At 70.9% G+C, this 22,653-nt stretch carries 20 protein-coding genes; 8 read left to right on the forward strand and 12 right to left on the reverse strand.

What is annotated here, in order from left to right; all coding sequences use genetic code 11:
- Positions 1 to 37 precede the first annotated feature (37 nt).
- Entirely contained in the window at positions 38 to 1,468 is a 1,431-nt protein-coding gene (locus ACIA8L_RS44300) for a gamma-aminobutyraldehyde dehydrogenase (RefSeq protein WP_395914394.1), read from the forward strand.
- Between the two features lie 5 nt (positions 1,469 to 1,473).
- Positions 1,474 to 2,766 (forward strand): 4-aminobutyrate--2-oxoglutarate transaminase, encoded by a 1,293-nt coding sequence (gene gabT, locus ACIA8L_RS44305; RefSeq protein WP_395914636.1) that lies wholly within the window; start codon positions 1,474 to 1,476, stop codon positions 2,764 to 2,766.
- Here gabT and speB read toward each other — a convergent pair.
- From speB to ACIA8L_RS44335, 6 genes are read right to left on the reverse strand one after another with little or no spacing between them, the layout of a single operon-like run.
- Positions 2,749 to 3,729, reverse strand: a complete 981-nt coding sequence (gene speB, locus ACIA8L_RS44310; protein ID WP_395914396.1) for an agmatinase — start codon at positions 3,727 to 3,729, stop codon at positions 2,749 to 2,751. The two genes, gabT and speB, sit on opposite strands and share 18 nt — an antisense overlap.
- Entirely contained in the window at positions 3,726 to 4,931 is a 1,206-nt protein-coding gene (locus ACIA8L_RS44315) for a saccharopine dehydrogenase family protein (RefSeq protein ID WP_395914398.1), read from the reverse strand. The genes speB and ACIA8L_RS44315 overlap by 4 nt, the downstream gene beginning before the upstream one ends.
- Before the next feature lie 27 nt (positions 4,932 to 4,958).
- A complete protein-coding gene (locus tag ACIA8L_RS44320; protein ID WP_395914400.1) occupies positions 4,959 to 5,768 on the reverse strand; it encodes an ABC transporter permease in 810 nt (269 codons plus the stop codon).
- Positions 5,768 to 6,664, reverse strand: coding sequence for an ABC transporter permease (locus ACIA8L_RS44325; RefSeq protein ID WP_395914402.1), 897 nt, complete (start codon positions 6,662 to 6,664; stop codon positions 5,768 to 5,770). The genes ACIA8L_RS44320 and ACIA8L_RS44325 overlap by 1 nt, the downstream gene beginning before the upstream one ends.
- The gene (locus ACIA8L_RS44330; protein WP_395914404.1) at positions 6,661 to 7,764 is read right to left on the reverse strand and encodes an ABC transporter ATP-binding protein; all 1,104 of its coding nucleotides are present in this window, start codon (positions 7,762 to 7,764) and stop codon (positions 6,661 to 6,663) included. The genes ACIA8L_RS44325 and ACIA8L_RS44330 overlap by 4 nt, the downstream gene beginning before the upstream one ends.
- A 3-nt stretch (positions 7,765 to 7,767) precedes the next feature.
- The gene (locus tag ACIA8L_RS44335; protein WP_395914406.1) at positions 7,768 to 8,997 is read right to left on the reverse strand and encodes an extracellular solute-binding protein; all 1,230 of its coding nucleotides are present in this window, start codon (positions 8,995 to 8,997) and stop codon (positions 7,768 to 7,770) included.
- A gap of 243 nt (positions 8,998 to 9,240) precedes the next feature.
- Here ACIA8L_RS44335 and ACIA8L_RS44340 point away from each other — a divergent pair, with 243 nt between their 5' ends.
- Genes ACIA8L_RS44340 through ACIA8L_RS44350 form a run of 3 tightly spaced genes read left to right on the forward strand, consistent with a single transcriptional unit; the run spans position 9,241 to position 12,474 of the window.
- Positions 9,241 to 9,741 carry an Lrp/AsnC family transcriptional regulator gene (locus tag ACIA8L_RS44340; protein ID WP_223098718.1) on the forward strand — a complete coding sequence of 167 codons (501 nt, stop codon included), beginning with the start codon at positions 9,241 to 9,243 and terminating at the stop codon, positions 9,739 to 9,741.
- A complete protein-coding gene (locus ACIA8L_RS44345; RefSeq protein WP_395914408.1) occupies positions 9,738 to 11,120 on the forward strand; it encodes an aspartate aminotransferase family protein in 1,383 nt (460 codons plus the stop codon). Before ACIA8L_RS44340 ends, ACIA8L_RS44345 begins: the two co-directional genes overlap by 4 nt.
- Before the next feature lie 7 nt (positions 11,121 to 11,127).
- Entirely contained in the window at positions 11,128 to 12,474 is a 1,347-nt protein-coding gene (locus ACIA8L_RS44350) for an NAD(P)/FAD-dependent oxidoreductase (RefSeq protein ID WP_395914410.1), read from the forward strand.
- A 5-nt stretch (positions 12,475 to 12,479) separates the two neighbouring features.
- On the opposite strand, the gene ACIA8L_RS44355 is transcribed toward ACIA8L_RS44350, so the two are convergent.
- Entirely contained in the window at positions 12,480 to 13,133 is a 654-nt protein-coding gene (locus ACIA8L_RS44355; RefSeq protein WP_395914411.1) for a response regulator, read from the reverse strand.
- Entirely contained in the window at positions 13,126 to 14,196 is a 1,071-nt protein-coding gene (locus ACIA8L_RS44360; RefSeq protein ID WP_395914412.1) for a sensor histidine kinase, read from the reverse strand. The genes ACIA8L_RS44355 and ACIA8L_RS44360 overlap by 8 nt, the downstream gene beginning before the upstream one ends.
- A 142-nt stretch (positions 14,197 to 14,338) precedes the next feature.
- Between ACIA8L_RS44360 and ACIA8L_RS44365 the strand changes: the two genes are divergently transcribed.
- Positions 14,339 to 16,093, forward strand: coding sequence for a serine hydrolase domain-containing protein (locus tag ACIA8L_RS44365; protein ID WP_395914414.1), 1,755 nt, complete (start codon positions 14,339 to 14,341; stop codon positions 16,091 to 16,093).
- Between the two features lie 12 nt (positions 16,094 to 16,105).
- Here ACIA8L_RS44365 and ACIA8L_RS44370 read toward each other — a convergent pair whose 3' ends face one another.
- Positions 16,106 to 16,555 (reverse strand): metallopeptidase family protein, encoded by a 450-nt coding sequence (locus tag ACIA8L_RS44370; protein WP_345134834.1) that lies wholly within the window; start codon positions 16,553 to 16,555, stop codon positions 16,106 to 16,108.
- 252 nt (positions 16,556 to 16,807) lie between these two features.
- Between ACIA8L_RS44370 and ACIA8L_RS44375 the strand changes: the two genes are divergently transcribed.
- Positions 16,808 to 17,161: a DUF3499 domain-containing protein gene (locus ACIA8L_RS44375; RefSeq protein WP_395914416.1), complete on the forward strand. Its 354-nt coding sequence runs from the start codon at positions 16,808 to 16,810 to the stop codon at positions 17,159 to 17,161.
- 71 nt (positions 17,162 to 17,232) lie between these two features.
- Here ACIA8L_RS44375 and ACIA8L_RS44380 read toward each other — a convergent pair whose 3' ends face one another.
- Positions 17,233 to 17,490, reverse strand: coding sequence for a WhiB family transcriptional regulator (locus ACIA8L_RS44380; protein WP_223098741.1), 258 nt, complete (start codon positions 17,488 to 17,490; stop codon positions 17,233 to 17,235).
- Between the two features lie 387 nt (positions 17,491 to 17,877).
- On the opposite strand from ACIA8L_RS44380, the gene ACIA8L_RS44385 reads away from it, so the two are divergent.
- Positions 17,878 to 18,369, forward strand: a complete 492-nt coding sequence (locus ACIA8L_RS44385; protein WP_395914418.1) for a signal peptidase I — start codon at positions 17,878 to 17,880, stop codon at positions 18,367 to 18,369.
- On the opposite strand, the gene ACIA8L_RS44390 is transcribed toward ACIA8L_RS44385, so the two are convergent.
- Both ACIA8L_RS44390 and ACIA8L_RS44395 read right to left on the reverse strand, forming a co-directional pair.
- Positions 18,356 to 20,836 (reverse strand): bifunctional FO biosynthesis protein CofGH, encoded by a 2,481-nt coding sequence (locus ACIA8L_RS44390; RefSeq protein ID WP_395914638.1) that lies wholly within the window; start codon positions 20,834 to 20,836, stop codon positions 18,356 to 18,358. The two genes, ACIA8L_RS44385 and ACIA8L_RS44390, sit on opposite strands and share 14 nt — an antisense overlap.
- 133 nt (positions 20,837 to 20,969) lie before the next feature.
- Positions 20,970 to 22,580: a hypothetical protein gene (locus ACIA8L_RS44395; protein WP_395914420.1), complete on the reverse strand. Its 1,611-nt coding sequence runs from the start codon at positions 22,578 to 22,580 to the stop codon at positions 20,970 to 20,972.
- Between the last annotated feature and the right edge of the window lie 73 nt (positions 22,581 to 22,653).

Below are 22,653 nucleotides of genomic sequence, written 5' to 3' on the forward strand. Positions count from 1 at the left end.
TGGAAAGATGTCCCTGCCGGCACTCAAGGGAGTGGACATGACCAAGCAGCTGCAGAACTTCGTCGACGGCGCCTACGCGGCCCCCGCCGACGGCCGATACTCCGACCTCATCGACCCCTCCACCGGCGAAGTGTTCGCCTCCGCACCGGTGTCCAGCGCCGCGGACGTCGACCGGGCCATGGGGGCCGCGGCCAAGGCGTTCGAGACGTGGCGCGACGCGACCCCCTCCGAGCGGCAGCGGGCCCTGCTGAAGCTGGCCGACGCGCTGGAGGCGCGGGCCGACGAGGTGATCGACGCCGAGGTCCGCAACACCGGCAAGCCGCGGGCGCTGACGGCCAGCGAGGAGCTGCCGCCCGCGATCGACCAGATCCGGTTCTTCGCCGGCGCCGCCCGGGTGCTCGAGGGCAAGTCGGCCGGCGAGTACATGAAGGGCCACACCAGCTACGTGCGGCGCGAGCCGATCGGCGTGTGCGCGCAGGTCACGCCCTGGAACTACCCGCTGATGATGGCCGTGTGGAAGATCGCGCCGGCGCTCGCCGCGGGCAACACGGTCGTGCTGAAGCCCTCCGACACCACCCCGGTCTCGTCGCTGCTGCTGGCCGAGCTGGCGGCCGAGTTCCTGCCGCCGGGCGTGCTCAACGTGGTCACCGGCGACCGGGACACCGGCCGCGCGCTGGTCGCCCACCCGACCCCGGCGTTCGTGTCGATCACCGGCTCGGTGCGGGCCGGGCGCGAGGTCGCCTCGGCCGCCGCCCCCTCGCTCAAGCGCACCCACCTGGAGCTGGGCGGCAAGGCCCCGGTCGTGGTCTTCGACGACGCCGACCTGGCCGCCGCGGCCGAGGCGATCGCGGTCGCCGGCTACTTCAACGCCGGCCAGGACTGCACCGCGGCCACCCGAGTGCTGGCCGGCCCCGGCATCTACGACGACTTCGTGGCCGCCCTGGCCGAGCAGGCCGCGGCCACCAAGACCGGCGCCCCGGACGACGAGGACATCCTCTACGGCCCGCTCAACAACGCCAACCAGCTGGCCCGGGTCGGCGGCTTCATCGACCGGCTGCCCGACCACGCCCAGCTCAACACCGGCGGGGCCCGGGTCGGCGACCGGGGCTACTTCTACTCCCCCACCGTGGTCTCGGGCCTGCGCCAGCAGGACGAGATCATCCAGGACGAGGTGTTCGGCCCGGTCATCACCGTGCAGCGGTTCTCCGACGAGGACGAGGCGGTGCGCTGGGCCAACGGCGTGGAATACGGCCTGTCGTCCTCCGTCTGGACCCGCGACCACGGCCGCGCGATGCGGATGAGCCGGCGACTGGACTTCGGCTGCGTCTGGGTCAACGCGCACATCCCGATCGTGGCCGAGATGCCGCACGGCGGGTTCAAGCAGTCCGGCTACGGGAAGGACCTCTCCATGTACGGCCTGGAGGACTACACCCGGATCAAGCACGTCATGCACAACATCGAGCTGTGATCGAGATGTCCAACTCAGCCGACATCCACAAGCGCCGGTCGGTCGCCGTCGCGCGCGGGGTCAGCAGCATGCTCGCGTCCTACGTCGACCACGCCGAGAACGGCACCCTCACCGACGTCGACGGCCGGGAGTGGATCGACCTCGCGGCCGGCATCGCGGTCACCAACGTGGGCAACTCCAGCCCCAAGGTGGTGGCCGCGGTGCAGCGGCAGGTGGAGCGGTTCACCCACACCTGCTTCATGATCGCGCCGTACGAGGCCTACGTCGCCGTCTGCGAGCAGCTCAACGCCCTCACCCCGGGCGCGTTCGAGAAGCGCTCGGCCCTGTTCAACTCCGGGGCCGAGGCGGTCGAGAACGCGGTGAAGATCGCCCGGCACGCGACCGGGCGCCGCGCCGTCGTCGTGTTCGACCACGCCTACCACGGCCGGACAAACCTGACGATGGCCCTCACCGCCAAGGACATGCCCTACAAGCACGGCTTCGGCCCGTTCGCCGGTGAGATCTACCGGGTGCCGATGTCATATCCGTTCCGCGACGGCCGGTCCGGCCCCGACGCGGCCGCCCTGTCCATCAACACGATCGAGAAGCAGGTCGGGGCGGATCAGGTCGCGGCGGTGCTCGTCGAGCCGATTCAAGGCGAAGGCGGTTTTGTGGTACCGGCGGAAGGTTTTCTGCCTTCCCTGTCCGACTGGGCCCGGGCCAACGGGGCGCTCTACGTCGCCGACGAGATCCAGACCGGCTTCTGCCGCACCGGCGACTGGTTCGCCAGCACGCACGAGGGGGTGGAGCCGGACCTCGTCACGACGGCCAAGGGCATCGCCGGCGGCCTGCCCCTGGCCGGAGTTACCGGCCGGGCCGAGCTGATGGACGCCGTGCACCCGGGCGGCCTCGGCGGCACCTACGGCGGCAACCCGATCGCCTGCGCGGCCGCGCTCGCCACCATCGAGACCATGCAGGACCTCGACCTGGCCGCGGCCGCCCGCCGGATCGAGTCCGTCATGCTCCCGCGCCTTCGCGAGCTGCAGCAGCAGTACCCCTTCATCGGCGACGTCCGTGGCCGGGGCGCGATGCTGGCCCTGGAGATCGTGGTCCCGGAGACGGAGACGCCCTGGGGGCCGACCCCGGACCCGGCCCGGACCGCCCAGATCCAGCGCCAGGCCCACGAAGCCGGACTGCTGCTGCTCACCTGCGGCACCTACAGCAACGTGATCCGCTTCCTCCCGCCGCTGGTCATGGACGACGCGACCCTGCACCGGGCGCTCGACCTGCTGGCGTCTTCGCTAGCGGCCCTCGAGTAGGGGCCGGCGGGGGTCCCACGGGTCGCCGCGGCGCTTGCGGGCGATCGCCGACAGGGCCTCCAGGACGACGCGGTTGGCCAGCAAGGCGGTGATGTCGGCGTGGTCGTAGGGCGGGCTCACCTCGACCACGTCGACCCCGACGATCGGCAGCTCGTAGCAGCACCGCCGGACCGCGTCCAGCAGCTGGCGGGCGGTCAGCCCGCCCGGCTCCGGCGTGCCCGTCCCCGGAGCCATGCCGGGATCGACCACGTCGATGTCGACGGAGAGGAAGACGCCGTCGCAGTCGTCGGTGGCGATCGCGAACGCCTCGGTCAGGCACTCGTCCAGGCCGCGCGCGCCGATCTCGGTCATCTCGTAGGAGCGCATCCCCTGCGCGGCCATCCAGTCCAGCGTCTCCGGGCCGGGCCAGTAGCCGCGCAGCCCGAGCTGCAGAAAGCGGTCGCCGCGCAGTGCGCCGGACTCGATCAGGCGGCGCATCGGCTGGCCGTGGCCGATCAGCGAGCCGAACTCGGTGTCGCCGGTATCCGCGTGCGCATCGAAGTGGACCATCGAGATCCGGCCGTAACCGAGCTTGCGGGCCACGCCGGTCGCGTCGGGCCAGGCGACGGTGTGGTCGCCGCCGAGCACGACCGGGATAGCGCCCGCGTCGGCGATGGCGAAGACGGCGTCTTCCAGCCGCTGGATCGCCCGGGCCGAGTCCGGCGCGTACATCTCGACGTCGCCGGCGTCGACCACCCGCAGGTCCCGCAGGCCGTCGACCCGCAGGGCCAGCGATGGCCGCGAGCCGTCCTGCGGCAGGTAGCAGGCCTGCCGGACCGCCGAGGGGCCGAACCGTGTCCCGGGCCGGTGCGAGGTGCCCCCGTCGTACGGCGCGCCGATGATGACGACGTCGACGTCCCCCAAGGCCGACACATCACCACGAGGCACACCGAGGAACGTGATGTCGGGCCCGAACATGGTCATAGCTCCTGCATACTCCACGGGACGCCGTGCTCGCTCAGCAGTTCGAGGAACGGCCGCGGCGGCAGGGCTTCCGGGCCGAGGATGCCGGCGCCCTGCCACACACCGGCCGCGAGCAGTTCGAGGGCCACCACGGCGTTGACGGCGGTCTGCCACACGACGACCTGGCAGCCGTACTCCCGCATCGTCCACGCGTTTTCGACGACGTGATAGAGGTAGGTCGCCCGCGGCCGCCCGTCCCGGCCGAGGCCGGTGACGTAGGTGCCGGCGCAGGTGCGGCCGTGCATCCGGTCGCCGAGGGTGGCCGGGTCGGGCAGGACCGCGGCCACCACGTCGCGCGGGGACACCAGGGCGCCGCCGACCCGGATCTTCTTCGTCGAGTCGAGGCCGAGCTTGTGGATGGTCTTGAGGACCTCGATGAACTCGTTGCCCAGGCCGTATTTGAAGGTGACCCGCCGCACGTCGATCCAGCGCGGGATGAGCAGGACCTCCTCGTGCTCCACGTTCACGCACTCGACGGGGCCGATGCCGGCCGGGAAGTCGAAGATCTCGGGCTCCGAGAAGGGCTGCGTGACGTACACCCCCCGGTTCTTCTCGTATATCAGCGGGGCGTTGAGGCACTCCTCGATGGTGGTCCAGATGGAGAACGAGGGGGCGAACTCGTAGCCCTCCACGACCAGGTCGGAGCCGTCGCGGATGCCGATGTCGTGCACCTCGGCGAAGAGGACGTCGGCGGCGTAGCGGGCGAACACGTCGGACAGGCCCGGTTCGACGCCCATGCCGACGAGGGCGAGCCGGTCGGCCGCCTGCCACTTGTCCTCGAGAGCGAACTGCTCACTGCCGAGGAGCACGCCGATCTTCTCGTAGGGCCGCTCGGGGTGCGGCTGCGACAGCGACATCGCCATGTCGATGTAGTGCGCACCGGCCTCGAACGCGCCGGTGAACACCGACATGACGAAGCGGGGGTCGACGGCGTTGAGCACGTGGGTGATGCGCAGGCTCCGGCACAGGTCGGCGACCGCGGGAGCGGAGGAGGCGTCGAGCACGGCCGCGGCGAACCGCGGATCGTCCACTGAGGACACCGCGGCCTGGGCCCGGTCCGGATCGTGGTCGGCGACCACACAATGGTCGAAGAAGGATCGCCGCGCGGCGATGCGCGCGGCCGCGGTGCCGACGCCACCGGCGCCGACGATGAGTAATCGCATGTGGGTCCCTGAGGTTGGGCCAGGGCATCAGGCCGACTTGCGGCGGCGCAGGCGCGGCAACTGTCCGATGAGGACGATGAGGAACGAGATGAGGAACATCGCGGTGCCGATGACGTTGATCTGCGCGGGAATGCCGCGCTGGGACGCGCCCCAGACGAACATCGGGAACGTCACGACCGTCCCGGAGTTGAAGTTGGTGACGATGAAGTCGTCGAACGACAGCGAGAACGACAGCAGGGCGGCCGACACGATGCCGGGCAGCACCAGCGGCAGGGTCACGCGCAGGAACGTCTGCCGCTCATCGGCGTAGAGGTCCATGGCCGCCTCCTGCAGCCGCGGGTCCATGCCGGCCAGCCGGGCCTTGACCGTGACGACGACGAACGACAGGCAGAACATGACGTGCGCGATGACGACGGTCCAGAAGCCGAGCGGGACACCGGCCGCGACGAACAGGGCCAGCAGCGAGGAGCCCATGACGATCTCGGGCGTCGCCATCGGCAGGAAGATCAGCGTGTTGGTGGCGGCGCGGCCGCGGAAGGCGTGCCGGGCCAGGGCGAAGGACATCAGGGTGCCGAGCACGGTCGCGGCCACCGTGGCCAGCAGCGCGATGCCGATGCTGCGGGCGAAGGCGTCGCCGATGCCGGCCACGCCGAACGGGTTCTTCCAGTGCTCGAGGGTGAACTTGTAGTTGTCGAGGGTGTAGGGCGCGTTGGCCCGGGCGTCCCGGAACGACATCGCGGCCACGACGGCGATCGGCACGAAGAGGTACAGCAGGACGAGCAGCCCGATCCCGAGGACCCAGTGGTCGGCGACGGCCCTGCGCAGGCGGTGGAGCATCAGAGCACCTCGTCCGTTCCGGCCCGCTTGACGTAGATGAACACCAGCACCAGGATCGCCGCCATCAGCGTGAACGACAGCGCGGCGGCCGCCGGGTAGTCGCCGACCTTGAGGAACTTGGACTGGATCACATTGCCGATCATGAACTGGCGGTTGGTGCCGAGCAGCTGCGCGTTGATGTAGTCGCCGGCCGCCGGGATGAACGTGAGCAGCGTGCCGGCCACGACCCCGGGCATCGACAGCGGCAGCACGACCCGGGTGAACCGGGCGACCGGGCGCGCGTAGAGGTCGCCGGCCGCCTCGATGAGCCGCGGGTCGAGCTTCTCCAGGCTGGCGTAGAGCGGCAGCACCATGAACGGCAGGAAGTTGTAGACCAGCCCCGCGATCACGGCCGGGGTGGTGGCCAGCAGCCGGCCGTCGGGCAGCGGGACGTGCAGCGCGTTGAGCACCGACACCAGCGTGCCGTTGTCGGAGAGGATGACCTTCCACGCCAGGGTGCGGATCAGGAAGCCGGTGAAGAACGGCGCGATGACGCAGATGAGCAGCACGTTCTTCCAGCGGCCGGCCTTCAGCGCGATCGCGTAGGCCAGCGGGTAGCCGAGCAGGAGCGAGAAGGCGGTGGTGAGCAGCGCATACCAGAGGGAGCGGCCGAACTGGGGCAGATACTCGGCGATGGCGTCGGTGTAGTTGCTGAACGCCCAGGTCATCGCGTATCCGTCCTCCAGCGACCCGCTCGGGTCGTAGAGGCTGGTGGCGAACAGCTGGATGCACGGCACCGCGAAGAACAGGACCAGCCACAGCCCGCCGGGCAGCAGCAGCAAGTACGGCAGCCACCGTCGTTTCGGTTTTTCCAGCTTGACCGGAGCGCCGGTCCCCAGCTGGCCTAACGCGCTCATACGGCCGCTACCACCGGGGCGTGGGTCTGCTCCGCCGGCCGCTCCAGCAGGAAGGCATGGTCGGGCCGCCAGTACACGGTCACCTCGCTGGCGACCGCGAGCGGCGGGGCCACACCCGAGTTGGGCGAGAACACCGTCAGCTCCTCGCCCCACGGTGCCTGGACGAGATACTGCGTGCTGACCCCCATGTAGGAGGAGTCGGTCACGATCCCGGTCACCGACTGGTGCCCGGCCGGCACTTCGCCGGTGGTCAGGTGCATCTTCTCCGGCCGCACCCCGAGCCAGACCGAGCCTTCGTCCGAACGGGCCCGCGCGGCCGGGACCGAGTGCCGGGCACCGTAGGCGTCCAGCAGCAGGTCGTCGCCCGACCGGCCGGTCACGGAGGCGGCCAGGAGGTTGGACTGGCCGAGGAAGTTGGCGACGAAGGCGGTGCCGGGGTAGTCGTACATCTCCACCGGCGCGCCGAGCTGCTCGATGCGGCCCGCGTTCATCACCGCGACCGTGTCGGCCATCGTCATGGCCTCCTCCTGGTCGTGGGTGACGTGCACGAACGTGATCCCGACCTCGGTCTGGATGCGCTTGAGCTCGACCTGCATCTGCCGGCGCAGCTTGAGGTCGAGCGCGCCCAGCGGCTCGTCGAGCAGCAGCACCTGGGGCTGGTTGATCAGGGCCCGGGCCAGCGCGACCCGCTGCTGCTGGCCGCCGGAGAGCTGGGCCGGGCGGCGCTTGCCGAAGCCGTCGAGGTCGACCAGGTGGAGCATCTCCTCCACCTGGTCGGCGCACTTCTTGATGCCGCGCCGGCGCAGGCCGAACGCGACGTTGTCCTCGATGCTCAGATGTGGGAACAACGCATAGCTCTGAAAAACCGTGTTGACCGGCCGCTTGTACGGTCTGAGCCGCGTGATGTCCTGCTCGCCGAGCTGGACCCGGCCCTCCGTCGGCTCCTCGAGCCCGGCGATCATCCGCAGGGTGGTCGTCTTGCCACACCCGGACGCGCCGAGCAGCGCGAAGAACGAGCCCGGGGGCACGGTCAGGCTCAGGTCGTCGACCGCGGTGAACGCGCCGAACCGCTTCGTCACCCCGCTGAGGCGCAGGTCCATGTATCAGGCCCCCGATACGGCTTCGAACTTGGCGGCGTACTTCTTGTCTTCCTCTTCGGTCAGCGCGCGGAACGAGTGCGTCTTGGCCAGCGTCGCCGAGTCCGGGAAGATCAGCGGGTTGGTGGCCAGGTCCGGGTTGATCTTCTGCATCGCGTCCTGGGCGCCCTGCACCGGGCAGATGTAGTTGACCGTCGCGGCCACCTGCGCGGCCACCGCCGGGTCGTAGTAGTAGTCGATGAGCTGCTCGGCGTTGGCCTTGTGTGTCGCCGGCGCGGGGATGAGCAGGTTGTCCGACCAGACGATCAGACCCTCCTCGGGGGTGACGAACGTGACCTTCGAGCCCTCTTCGGCGGCGAGCTGGATGACGTCGCCGGACCACGCGACGCACGCCGCGAGGTCGCCCTTGGCCAGGTCTTCCTTGTAGTCGTTGCCGGTGAACTTGCGGATCTGGCCGGAGTCGACGGCCTTCTTGAGCTTCTCGACGGCGGCGTCGAAGTCGGCGTCGGAGACCGTCGCCGGGTCCTTGCCCATCGACAGCAGCACCAGGCCGATCGTGTCGCGCATCTCGGTGAGCACGGCGACCTTGCCCTTGAGGTCCGGGCGGGTCAGCAGCTCGTCGATCGTCTTGACCTCTTTGGTGACGGCGCCGTTGTAGGCGATGCCGGTCAGGCCGGACTGCCACGGGGCGGCGTGGGTCATGTCCTTGTCCCACGGCCGGTTCTTGAGGTTGGACAGCAGGTTCTTGGTGAAGTTGGGCACCTTGGCCGGGTCGAACGGCTGGACCCAGCCCAGGTTGACGACCCGGGAGGCCATCCAGTCGGTGAGGACCATGACGTCGCGGTCGATCGACTGGCACGCCTGGAGCTGGTTGCGCACCTTGCCGAAAAACTCGTTGTTGTCGTTGACGTCCTCGGTATAGGTGACCGCGATGCCGGTCTTCTGGGTGAACGCATCCAGCGAGGGGCGCTTCTTGTCGTCGTTGGCGTCGACGTCGATGTAGAGCGGCCAGTTGGACCAGTTGAGCTTCTTCTCACTGGCGGAGGCGTCGGCGCCGACGCAGGCGGCCTTCTCGGCGTCGTTCTTCTTCGCGGGCTTCGTGCCGCAGGCGGCGAGCGCGCCGCCGGTCGCGACCATGGCTCCGCCGGCCAGGAGACCACGCATGAGATTCCGGCGCGAGAGGCCGGTGGCGTTGAGCAACGCCTGCGCTTCAGGGGAGAGCGGCGAGTTGCGCACGGGAGGCTCCTATGGATCTCGACGCCGGTGCAAGTGGGGGGTATTGACCGGCAACTGATCCTGACATGCAGTGCCATCACTCACAAGGGATTCCGTTGTCACGATCCGGCTGCACAACGAAAAGCGCAACGAAGTCAAGCCGGAGTCACGGCTGTCACCTCGCCGAAACAGGGAGCCACAGTGTGCAACGGTTTCCGAGCCTCGGCAACCCTAACGATTCCGTGGGTGATTCGTTGACCAGCCATGGAATTAGTTGCCAAAGGGCCCGTCCTGAGCAAGAATCCACACGTGTCCGAGCCCGTACTCGACGACGTCAACAAGCGGATCATCGAGCAGCTGCAGCGCGACGGCCGCATGTCCTACGCCGCCCTGGCGAAGGTCGTCGGCCTGTCCGAAGCGGCCGTGCGCCAGCGTGTGCAACGGCTGCTGGACACCGGTGTCATGCAGATCGTGGCTGTCACCGATCCGCTCTCCCTGGGCTTCGCCCGCCAGGTGATGATCGGGGTGAAGGTCGAGGGCGATCTGCGGCCGGTCGCCAAGTCCCTGGCCTCCGTCCCCGAGATCGACTACGTGGTGATCTGCGCCGGCGGCTACGACCTGCTCGTCGAGCTGGTCTGCACCGACGACGAGCACCTGCTCGACCTGATCAACGACACCGTGCGGAGCATCCCCGGCGTTACCGCGACGGAGACCTTCGTCTACCTCAAGCTCGCCAAACAGACATACGCCTGGGGGACCCGATGACCATCGACCAGCAACCCGACGCCGCCGCGCTCGACAGCTCCGCCCGCGAGCACCTGTGGATGCACTTCACCCGGATGGCGACCTACAAGGACAGTCCCATCCCGGTGATCGTCCGTGGCGAGGGTGCGTACATCTACGACAGCAACGGCCGGCGCTACCTCGACGGCCTCGCCGGGCTGTTCGTCGTCCAGGCCGGCCACGGCCGCCACGAGCTCGCCGACGCGGCCGCCAAGCAGGCCTCCGAGCTGGCCTACTTCCCCCTGTGGTCCTACGCCCACCCGAAGGCGATCGAGCTGGCCGAGCGCCTCACCGACCTCGCGCCGGGCGACCTCAACCGGGTCTTCTTCACCACCGGCGGCTCCGAGGCCGTCGAAAGTGCCTGGAAACTCGCGCGGTCGTACTTCAAGAAGGTCGGCAAGCCGCTGAAGACGAAGGTGCTGTCGCGGTCCATCGCCTACCACGGCACCTCGATGGGCGCGTTGTCGATCACCGGCGTCCCGATCCTGAAGCAGGACTTCGAGCCCCTGGTGCCGGGCGCGTTCCGGGTCCCCAACACCAACTACTACCGCCGCCCCGACGAGTCGATGACCCCGGAGCAGTTCGGCCTCTGGGCCGCCAACCGGATCGCCGAGGCCATCGAGTTCGAGGGCCCGGACACGGTCGCCGCGGTCTACCTGGAGCCGGTGCAGAACGCCGGCGGCTGCTTCCCGCCCCCGCCCGGCTACTTCGAGCGGGTCCGCGAGATCTGCGACCGCTACGACGTCCTGCTCGTCTCCGACGAGGTCATCTGCGCGTTCGGCCGGCTCGGCGAATACTTCGGGGCCACCCGCTACGGCTACCAGCCCGACATCATCACCTGCGCGAAGGGCCTCACCAGCGGCTACGTGCCCCTGGGGGCGATGATCGTCTCCGAGCGGCTGGCCGAGCCGTTCCTCGACGGGCGCAGCTGGTTCGCACACGGCATCACCTACGGCGGGCACCCGGTCGGCTCCGCGGTGGCCCTGGCCAACCTCGACATCTTCGAGCGCGAGGGCCTCAACGAGCACGTGCGGACCAACTCGCCGCTGTTCCGCTCCTACCTCGAGCGCCTCTACGACCTCCCGATCGTCGGCGACGTGCGGGGCGACGGCTACTTCTTCGGCATCGAGCTGGTCAAGGACAAGGCCACCAAGCCGTTCTTCACCGAGGCCGAGTCCGAGGCCCTGCTGCGCGGCTTCCTGTCCAAGGCCCTGTTCGAGGCCGGCCTCTACTGCCGCGCCGACGACCGCGGCGACCCGGTGATCCAGCTGGCCCCGCCGCTGATCTGCGACGAGACCCAGTTCGCGGAGATGGAGCAGATCCTGCGCTCGGTGCTCACCGAGGCATGGAAGCGCCTGTAGAGGCTTCATGAGCTTATGGATGTCGGTACTGCCACCAGAGGCTCCCCGCCCGCCGCTCCCGGGTGACGCGGAGGCCGACGTGTGCATCGTCGGCGCCGGGTTCACGGGCCTGTGGACGGCCTACTACCTCGCGGTCGCCGACCCGTCCGTGCGCATCACGGTGCTGGAGGCCGAGACCGTCGGCTTCGGCGCCAGCGGCCGCAACGGGGGCTGGTGCTCGGCGCTGTTCCCGAAGTCCGTCGCCTACCTGGACCGCCACTACGGCCGCCAGGACGCCCTGGCCCTCAACGCCGCCATGGAGTCCACAGTGGACGAGGTCGGCCGGGTCGCGGCGCTGGAGGGCATCGACTGCGACTATGCCAAGGGCGGCACCGTCACCCTGGCCCGCACGCCGGCCCAGCTCGCCCGGGCCCGGGCCGAGGCGGACGAGGCGGCGCGGTTCGGCCTCGAACTGCACCTGCTCACCGCGGCCGAGGCGCGGGCCCAGGTCGGGGCCACAGACGTCCTGGGCGCCACCTTCACCCCGCACTGCGCCGCGATCCAACCGGCCAAGCTGGTCCGCGGCCTGGCGGCGGCGTGCGAGCGGCGGGGCGTGCGCATCTTCGAACGGACCCGGGTGACCCGGCCGTCCCCCGGCCGCGCCGAGACCGCGCACGGGACGGTCCGCGCCCCGATCGTCGTGCGCGCCACCGAGGGCTTCACCCCGCGGCTGCCGGGCTTCCGCCGGGCCATCGCGCCGGTGTATTCGCTGATGATCGCCACCGAGCCGCTGCCCGCTTCGTTCTGGTCGGCGGCCGGCCTGGCCCACCGCGAGACGTTCGCCGACTTCCGCCACCTCATCATCTACGGCCAGCGCGCCGCCGACGACCGCCTGGCCTTCGGCGGCCGCGGTGCCCCATACCACTACGGCTCGACGATCGACCCGGCCTTCGACCGCGACCAGCGGGTGTTCCAGGAGCTGCGCCGAGCCCTGGGCGAGCTGTTCCCCGCGCTGGGCGAGGTGCCGGTGGAGCACGCCTGGGGCGGCCCGCTCGGCATCGCCCGCGACTGGATGGCGTCCGTCGGCCTGGACCCGGCGACCGGCCTGGCCTGGGCCGGCGGCTACGTCGGCGACGGCGTGAGCACCACCAACCTGGCCGGCCGGACGCTGGCCGACCTGATCCGCGGCGAGCGGACCGAGCTGACCTACCTGCCGTGGGTCGGCCACCGCTCCCCCAACTGGGAGCCGGAGCCGCTGCGCTGGCTGGGTGTCAACACCAGCCTCCGCATCATGTCGGCCGCCGACGCCACCGAGTCCCGCACCGGCCGCCCGTCCCGCCGCGCCGCGTTCATGTCCCGCCTGCTGGGCGGCTAGGCCGGCTACTCGACCAGGCCGGCCCGGAAGGCGGCGATCGCGAGCTGGACCCGGTTGGTGGCGGCGAGCTTGTCGAACAGGTGCGTGACGTGGGTCTTCACCGTGGCCTCGCTCATGTGGAGGGTGGCCGCGATGGTGGCGTTCGCGTGGCCGTTGCCGATCTCGATCAGGACCTCGCGCTCCCGTTCGGTCAGGGCTTCGAGGCGGTCCAGGGCACCGCGGCGGCGGGCGGAGCGGTCCTCGGCGGTGTAGCGGTCGATGACTCGGCGGGTCACCGTCGGGGAGAGCATGGCGTCGCCGGCCGCGGCCAGCCGGATCGCCTTCAGGAGCTCGGCCGGTGGGGTGTCCTTGAGCAGGAAGCCCGTCGCCCCGGTCTCCAACGCCCGGAAGACGGCGTCGTCCGTGTCGAACGTCGTCAGCACCACGACCGCCGGCGGGTCGGTCAGGGCGCGGATCGCCGCGGTCGCCGTCAGGCCGTCCATCCTCGGCATGCGCAGGTCCATGAGGACCACGGCCGGACGCAGCCGGCGGACCGCGTCCAGGCCCGCCGCGCCGTCCTCGGCCTCGCCGACCACCGCCAGGTCGTCGGCCGTGCCCAGGATCATCCGCAGCCCGGCCCGGACCAGGGCCTCGTCGTCGACCAGCACAACGTCAATCACGCGGGACCTCCGCCGTCAGACACCAGCCGCCATCATCCATGGGGCCGGCCTCCAGGGTGCCGCCGACCAGCCGCAGGCGCTCCCGCAGGCCGATCAGGCCGGTGCCCGCGCCCGGGAGGTCCAGGTCCGGGGCGTCCGCCGGGGGTGGGTTGCGGACGTCCACAACGACCGTCGCCCCGGCCGTCAGCGAGACCGTGACCGGGGCGCCCGGAGCGTGTTTGCGGGCGTTGGTCAGGCCCTCCTGGACCACGCGGTACACGACGCGGGCGGTCGCCGGGGGCAGGTCGCCGGCCTCGTCGTGGAGCTCCACCCCCTGGCCGGCCCGGGTCGCGGCGCTCACCAGCGTCGGCAGGTCGGGCAGGTCGGAGGTGGGGGCGCCGGACTGCAGGACGCCCAGGACCTCCCGCAACTCCTGCAGCGCCTCCCGGGCAGTGACCCGGATCAGGCCGGCGCCGGCCCGGACCCGCTCGTCCTCGGTGGCGATCAGCTCCAGGGCCCCGGCGTGCAGAGCGATCAGGGAAACCTTGTGGGCCAGGACGTCGTGCATCTCGCGGGCGATGCGGGTGCGCTCGTCGGCCTTGGCGTGCTCGTCGCGCAGGCGGCGTTCGGCGTCGGCCCGTTCGGCCCGTTCGCGCCAGGAGTCGGCCAGTTCCCGGCGAGTGGCCACGTAGACGCCCAGGGCCGCCAGCAGCGACGCGACCAGGGTGGCGGCGGCGGTGTCCTGGACGTTGACGCGGCCGTCGTCGAGCAGGGACCAGGCGGTGAACCCGGCCACCCCCGCCACCGGGAGGAACCAGGCCCGCGGGCGCGGTGCGTGTACGGCACCGGAGTACACACCGAAGAGGATCGGCAACGGGTTGCCGGACAACGCATAGGAAACCGCGGCCACCCAGCCCACCGCGACCGGGCGGCGGCGGCGCCACCACAGAGCCAGGCTACCGAGGGCACCCACAATGCCTATGACCGCGGAGGGCACGGCGGCCCAGTGGCCCTTCAGCGCCAGTGCGGTCAGCGCGAGGGAGGTCGCCACGAGGACCGCGTCGCCGAGCCGTTGTCTTTCCATGCCGCCAAATCTAGGAGCGGGGCCCGAAAAACACGTCCGACCCGAGTCGCGTCGTCGACGCGGGCCTCTGCGACTTTTGTCGGAGCCGACCGCCGACCGCGCTCCGATGTGGGGCAGGGTGCACGAAGGCCAAGGTCTAGGCATGCGAAGAATGCTGAGCCTGCTGGTGGTCGCGTCATTCGCCGTCGTCGCCCCCACGGCGAAGGAGGCGAGCGCGGCGCCGGCCGGATGCGGCGATGTGAGCACGGCCGGGGCGCTGTTCGACGAGCAGCTCCAGCCGCACATCGGCAACGACCGGATCCCCGGGGCCGTGGTGTCGGTGGTGTCCGGGGGCAGGACCGTGTTCAGCAAGGGGTACGGGCTGGCCGACGTCGAGCGGCAGACCCCGATGGACCCGAAGACGTCCGGGGTGCGCATCGCGTCCATCACGAAGCTGTTCACCTACACGGCGGTCATGCAGCAGGTCGAGGCCGGGAAGCTGAGCCTGGGCGCGGACGTCAACACCTACCTCACCGCGTTCAAGATCCCCGCGACCTTCCCGCAGCCGATCACCCTGCTCGACCTCATGAACCACACCGCCGGCTTCGAGGACCAGATCATCGGCACCGGCGCCCGCACGGCCGCGGACGTACCGCCGCTGGGCGAGTTCCTGGCCGGCCACATGCCGCGCCGGATCCGCCCGCCCGGCCAGGTGTCCGCATACTCCAACTACGGCGCCGCCCTCGCCGGGTACATCGTCGCCGAGACCGCGCACGAGCCCTACGACCAGTACGTCCAGCGGCACATCCTGGACCCGCTCGGCATGGCGCACAGCAGCGCGACCGAGCCGCCGCCATTCACGCCCGTGCGCAGCTACAACACCGAAGAGCACCCGGTCCGGACGGTGCCGTTCATCTTCGACCCGCTGACCCCGGACGGCGCGGTCACCGCCTCCGCCGACGACCTGGCCGAGTTCATGAAGGCCCACCTGGCCGGCGGCGGGAAGCTGCTCTCCCCCGCGACCGCGCAGCTGATGCACACCCGCTCGTTCGCGGCCGACCCACGGCTGGGCGGCTACGCGCACGGCTTCCAGGACCGCACCATGAACGGCCACCGGGTGCTCATGCACGACGGCGGCTGGGAGGGGTTCGCCAGCGTGCTCCTACTCGTGCCGGACTGCGACCTGGGCCTGTTCCTGTCGTTCAACTCGACCCGGGCGGCCGACGCGTTCGGCGTGGTACCGGCGTTCCTGGACCGCTTCGCCCCGAAGATCACCCCGTCGAAGGTCGACGCCCCCGCCACCGGCGCCCCGAAGCCGGGGTTCTACGCGCCGACCCGGCACAACGACTCCACAGTGGAGCATCTGCTGATGCTGCTCGGCCCGATGCGGCTGACCGTGGCCGGCGACGGCACCGTGCACTTCAAGGGCCACGAGTACACGGACGTGGGCGGGGGCCTGTACGCCCAGCGGGACGGCGACGACCACCTGGTCTTCCGGGACGGGCGGGTGGCGACCGACGGGCCGGAGTACGAACTGCTCGGCACCACCGACTCGCTGCCGTTCAACCTCATCCTGCTGGCGGTGTTCGTGGTCGTCGCCCTCGGCACCCTGGTCGCGCTGCGGCGCCGGCCGCTGACGGCGGCCGCCTCGATGCTCGGCGTGGTGTTCCTGGCCCTGCTGACGTGGGCGCTGGGCTGGCACTCGCGGGACTTCATCTACGGGGCGCCGTGGTGGTTCCAGGCCCTGCTGACCCTGCCGGTGCTGGTGGTCGTGGGGTTCATCGCGGCCGTGGCCGAGGCGATCCGGGGCTGGGCGACGACCCGGCCGCGCGGCCGCATCCACCAGGTGGTGTCACTCGGCGGACTCGCCCTGATCACCTGGTTCTTCTGGAACTGGAACCTGTTCCTAGCCTTCTAGGTCGTCCGGTTTCTAGCCTTCCAGGTCATCCGGGGAGACGCCCAGCAGGTTGGCGACCTGCTCGATGATCACGTCGTGGACCAGGTCGGCCAGGTCGTCGTGGTCGGCCGCGCGAAACTCCAGGGGCCGGCGGTACAGCACGATCCGGGGCGGCACACCGTGGCGCCCCGGACGCCCGGGCAGCAGCCGCGCGAGCGGGACCTCGCCGTCCTCGAGCACGTCGGAGTCGTAGACGTTGAGGTCGGGCGGCACGTCCTCGACCGCGAACTCGACCCCGGCCAGCTCCTGGGAGAACCGCTGCTCGAGCTGCTCGACGGAGTCCAGGACGAGGTCGTCGAACATCTCGGCGCGGGTCCGGGACATGGGCAGCGATGCGGGCACCAGCCGGCCGCGCAGACCCCGGCCATGCCGGTCGCGACCGCGCCGGCCCGGTCCGCTGCGTCGTCGGTCTGGGCTCGCCACGGTGTTCAGCGTAGCTGGTCCTCGCGCTCCCTTCGGTCGCTCCCCGGTGAGGGATTCCGTCCACCCACACCCCCGGGCACACTTTGGTCACGCCGTCGGTAAGCGGCGGCTTCGACGTGCGGGCGGCCTCCACGAACCGCGCCGGGTCGCGGCCCGCGACTATCGCTCGGGAGGGCGTGTCGGCGTGGTCACCCCGGCGTGTCGCGGGCCTTACAGGACGGTGCGGGGGCCTCGGAGCGATACCGTTCGGCCGTGAGGACCCCACGTCGATGCTCGCGCAACGGTTGCCCCCGATCGCCCGTTGCGACGTTGACGTACGTTTATGCCGAATCGACCGCAGTTGTCGGTCCGCTGGCCGCGTTCGCCGAGCCGCACTCCTACGACCTGTGCGAGTCGCACGCCCGCGGGCTGACCGCGCCGCGGGGCTGGGACCTGGTCCGCCACGAGGGCGAGTACGGTCCGCCGCCGCCTACGAACGACGACCTGCTCGCGCTGGCGGAAGCGGTCCGGGAGGCGGCCAAGCCGACACCGCACCGCGAGGAGCCGGACACTCAGCACCCATTGGGACGCCGCGGACATTTACGGGTAATTCCCCCAGACGCCTAAAGAAAGGGATACAAAGGGGCGCCGACCCCCAGATAGGAGATCGACGCCCTTTACTTGATAATCCGAACCTGCTAAGCGGCGCGTCGCTTGAGCTTGCGGCGCTCGCGCTCCGAGAGTCCCCCCCAGATCCCGAAGCGCTCGTCGTGCCCCAGCGCGTACTCCAGACAGTCTCCCCGCACCTCGCAGCGCGAGCAGATGCGCTTGGCCTCGCGCGTCGACCCGCCCTTCTCCGGAAAGAAGGCCTCGGGATCGGTCTGTGAACACAGGGCGCGCTCTTGCCACTCCGGAGCGTTACCCAGCAGGTCGGCCACGACTGGTCGGCCGTCCATCAGCGTGCCTCCTTCTTGCGCACCGGCGTCAATGCCGGCGCAACCCCCCACGCGGAAGGCGCATGTCCTACAAGGTTGCTGTACCTCGGCGCGGTGTTCCTTATGTCCGCTTGGTGGCATCTTGCGAGCTACCCGGCGAACATCCCCCGTGAAATTACACGCGTGTAATGCGTGCGTCGTCAAGCCGAACCTGCTAAATAGGCCCGTTCTGGCGACCGCCTGCACCCCCGTGCCGTACCCATACCGACGAAGCCCCGCCCGAGGTAACGGGCGACACGCCGGACGCGCCGGAAGAGTCTCGGCAACTTCTCTCAAGGAACCCCTCGCCCGGCCGAACTGCGCCGATGTGCGGCAAAAGCTGAGACCCACACTCGTGTCGGCCCGCTCATGATTCGTCGTCTGCTCCTGGGCGCCGCCGTCTCCATCGTCCTGTTCACCGTCGGCGTCGCCGGCCTGGGCTGGAAGCCCTACGTCGTGATGTCCGAGTCCATGTCGCCCGCCATGCACGCGGGCGATCTCGTGTTTGTGGACCCCAACGCCCAGTCCGTCGCGCAGTACGAGATCGTCACGTACAACGGACCGCCGGGCCCTATCACCCAGCGGGTGGTTTCCCAGCGCGCCGACGGGGCCCTCACGGTGAAGGGTGATGCGGCCGCGGCCACGGACTCACCCACCGTCGAGCGCAAGAAGGTGGTCGGCCCGGTGCGCCTGATCCTGCCGCACGTGGGCTGGCCGGTGATGCAGGTGCGCACCCACCCGGTGAAAATCGCACTGGGCGCGCTCCTGCTGGCGCTGCTCATCCCCGGCCGGCGCATCTTCGGCCTGCTCCTGCTGGGCGGGTTGGTCGCCGTGGTGGCGATGGTCCCTACGACCGGATAGCGACCTGGCCGTAGGTCGTCGTGCGCTGGCGGACCGGGCGGCCGGCGGCGTGCCCGATCGCCTCGAGCTCCTCCCGGGTGCGGGCGGAGCCGTGCTCGGAGCCGGCCATGCGCGAGATGGTCTCCTCCATGAGCGTGCCGCCGAGGTCGTTGGCGCCGCCGCGCAGCATCGTGACCGTGCCCTCGTCGCCGAGCTTGACCCACGAGCACTGGATGTTGGGGATGCGGCCGTGCAGCAGCACCCGGGCCATCGCGTGCACCGCGCGGTTGTCGCGCCGGGTAGGCCCCGGTCGGGCGATGCCGGCGAGGTAGATGGGGGCGCTGTGGTGTACGAACGGCAGCGCCACGAACTCGGTGAAGCCGCCGGTGCGGTCCTGGATGCCGGCCAGCACCCGGAAGTGGCCGAGCCAGTGGCCGGGGTGGTCGACGTGGCCGTACATCATCGTCGAGCTCGACCGGATGCCGAGCTCGTGCGCCGTCGACACCACCTCGACCCACGCGGACGTCGGCAGCTTGCCCTTGGTGAGCACCCAGCGGACCTCGTCGTCGAGGATCTCGGCGGCGGTGCCGGGGATCGTGTCGAGGCCGGCCTCCTTGAGCTGGGTCAGCCAGTCGCGGATCGACACACCGGCCTTGGCCGCGGCCGTGACAACCTCCATCGGGCTGAACGCGTGGACGTGCATGCCGGGCACCCGCGCCTTGATCGCGCGAACCAGCTCGGCGTAGGCCCCGACCGGCAGCTTCGGGTCGATCCCGCCCTGCATGCAGACCTCGGACGCGCCCGCCTTCCAGGCCTCCTCGGCCCGGTCCGCGACCTGCTCGTAGGAGAGCCGGTAGGCGTCGGCGTCGCGCTCACGCTGGGCGAACGCGCAGAACCGGCAGCCGACGTAGCAGACGTTGGAGAAGTTGATGTTCCGGTTGATGACATACGTGATGTCGTCGCCGGCCGCCTCCCGGCGCAGGTCGTCGGCGATCCGGACGAGCTCCTCCAGCCCCGCGCCGTCCACATTGAACAGTGCGAGCGCGGCCGCCTCGTGCTCCGGCCGCAGGAGCGCACCGGGGTTACTGGCGGCCAGAGAGAGTCCACTGTGGACCTCAGATTCCAAACGCTGAGGAGCCGTCGACGGTACTCGCTGTGCGACCTCGTTCCAGTCGCCGTAGACGGTGTCGAAGTCGCCCCGCCGGTCCGCGCTTCGCCCCTCGTCGTCGATCGCGGTGTGCAGGTCGGTGCGCCCGCTGTCCTCGTGCCCGCCGTCCGGCTCCTGCCACGGCCGGCCCACCGGCATCGCGTGCTCATCGGCCAGGCCGGACTCGCGGTCCAGCAACGCCTCGACGTGGGCGAGGAGGCGGGCGTCCAGCCACGGGACACCGCGGCGGGCATACTCCGGGTAGATGGTCAGACGCTCATGCAGTACAAAACCCGCCGCTTTGGTCTTCAGAGCCAGCTCGTCGATGGCCGGCCAGGGCCGCTCCGGATTGACGTGGTCCGGCGTCACCGGGGACACGCCGCCCCAGTCGTCGATCCCGGCCCGGATGAGCAGCGCGTGCTCGTCGTCGATCAGGTTGGGCGGGGCCTGGATGCGCGCCTTCGGGCCCAGGACCAGCCGGGCCACGGCGATCGTCGCGGCCAGGTCCTGCAGCTCGGCGTCGGGCAGGCCGCGCATCGCCGTGTCGGGCTTGGCCCGGAAGTTCTGGACGATCGTCTCCTGGATGTGGCCGTACTCCCGCATCGTCCGGCGGATCGCGAAGAGCGACTCGGCCCGCTCGTCGAGCGTCTCGCCGATCCCGATGAGGATGCCGGTGGTGAACGGCACCCCGACCCGGCCGGCGTCGTCGAGGACGCGGAGGCGGACGGCGGGCTCCTTGTCCGGCGAGCCGAAGTGCGGGCCGCCCGGCTCCGACCACAGGCGGGTCGCGGTGGTCTCCAGCATCATGCCCATGCTCGGCGCGACCGGCTTGAGCCGCTGCAGCTCGGCCCACGACAGCACGCCCGGGTTGAGGTGCGGCAGCAGACCGGTCTCCTCCAGCACCGCGATGGCGCAGGCCCGCAGGTAGGACAGCGTCGAGTCGTAGCCGCGCTCGTCCAGCCAGCGCTTGGCCTGGTCCCAGCGCTCCTCCGGCCGATCGCCCAGCGTGAACAGGGCCTCCTTGCAGCCCTGGGCGGCGCCGGCGCGGGCGATCTCGAGGACCTCGTCGATCTCGAGGTACTCACTCGGCAGCCGGTGCGGCACGGTCGCGAACGTGCAGTAGTGACACCGGTCCCGGCACAGCCGGGTCAGCGGGATGAAGACCTTCTTGGAGAACGTGATGACACCCGGGCGGCCGGCGTCGGCGAGCCCCGCGTCGCGCACCGACCCGGCGATGCCGAGCAGGTCGTCCAGGGCCGCTCCGCGCGCGGTCAGCAGGACGGCGGCCTCGGTCGCGTCCAGGGTGCGGCCGTCCGCCGCTCGCCGCAGCGCCCGCCGCATCGCGTTGCCTTCAGTACTTCTGCCGTCAGACGTCACCACCGAACTGTAGGCCGCGCGCGGGCGATTCCTCGCGAGCTCGGTGTGTGACGTGTTACCCGTGGCCGCACGGGCGGCGCGGCCACGGGCCGATACGTCAGTTACTCGGCGGGATCGCCTGGGTGCGCTGGGTCTCCTCGCCGTCGTCGCCCCGCTTGTGCTCGGGCTTGAGCACGGTCGTGGCGTCGGGGTCGGCGGTCTCGGTCGACTCGGCCTTGTCGGCCGGGACGACCGGGGCGGCCTGCGTGGCGTCGGGATCGGCCGGGGTCAGCACCGCCGTGCCCTCCTCCTCGGCCGGGGCCGGATGGGTGGACTGGCCGCCGGGCCAGCCCGCCGACGCGAAGCCGCCGGGCGGGGTCGAGGCGCTGGTGTCGGCCGGGGACGCCGACACGGGCTCGTCCTCGACCGGGGTCGGCGCGGGCGCGGTGTAGGCGGCGAACGGCGAGCTGAGCGGCGGGCCCGAAGCCGGCTGGGCCTCGGGGGCCGGCGTCTCGGCCGCGGCCGGGGTCTCCGCCGCGCCGTAGCTCGGCACCGCGGACGTCGGGGCCGTGTAGCCGGGGGTCGCGTAGCCGGGAGTTGGCCCACCCGTGGTCGGGGTGGCGGCGTAGCCGGGAGTCGGCCCGCCCGTGGTCGGGGTGGCGGCGTAGCCGGGAGTCGGCCCGCCCGTCGTCGGGGTGGCGGCGTAACCCGGGGTCGGCCCGCCCGTGGTCGGGGTGGCGGTGTAGCCGGGGGTCGCGTAGGCGGCGGTGGCCTGGGCGGCCGGTGCGTCCGGGGCGACCTGAGCCGGCTGAGCCGCGACCGCCGGGTTGCTGCCGGTCGTCGACGCGGCCTGGGCCTGCTGGGCCGCCTGCGCGGCCTGGGCCTGCTGCTGGGCGGCGTAAGCGGCCTGTTGCTGGGCGTAGTAGGCCTGCTGCTCGGGCGACGCCGCCGGCTGAGCGCCGGTCACGTAGCCGGTCTGCTGCGTGGCCTGGGCCTGCTGGGCGGCGTAGGCGGCCTGCTGCTGGGCGTAGTAGGCCTGCTGCTGTTGCTGGGTGTAGCCCTGCGGATACTGGTAGCCGGGCTGGCCGTAGGGGGCGCTGACCGGCTTCGGGGCCGAGTAGGCGCCCAGGTAGATCCGCGCGGTGAGGAACAGCCCGAGGCCGATGAGGCCGAGCGCGGCCAGGTGCTCCAGGAAGCCGCCGAGGGCCCAGCCGACCGGGGCCTCGTTCTGGAAGTCGCCGATGAGCCCGCCGAGCAGCAGCACGAGGCCGATGATGGCGGCGATCGCATATTCGATCATCGCGACCAGGACCACGGCCTTGGCCCGCGGCGTCACCGGGTCGATCAGGAGCACGATCACGACCGCGATGATCGGCAGCAGGACGACCTCGAAGCCGATCACGTTGCCGAACGAGGCCGTCGCGGTGGCCAGGAACGAGTTGAACAGGCCGGTGAGCAGGCGCACGAGGCCGGCCAGCAGGATCAGCCCGACGGCGCCGAGCAGACCGAAGGCGGCCAGCTCGCGATAGGGCTCCAGCAGACCGCGCGCCTTCTTGGCGTCCGGCGGGGCGACCGCGGGAGCCGGCACAGCCGAGACCGCCTGCGGGACGGCCTGATACTGCTGCGCGGGCGCGGCGACGGGAACCGCCTGGGTCGGGGTCTGATACTGGGCCGCGGCCGGGGTCTGGAACCCCCCGGTGGCGTTCGGATCGGGTGGCTGGGTGCTCACTGGCTCTCCCGAAGATTCAACGGTCCGTGCAACAGGTCGCCAGCAGCCTAGCTGTATGGGGCGAATTGCGCGT

The sequence above is a fragment of the Dactylosporangium sp. NPDC051541 genome (assembly GCF_044454505.1).
Classification (GTDB): Bacteria; Actinomycetota; Actinomycetes; order Mycobacteriales; family Micromonosporaceae; genus Dactylosporangium.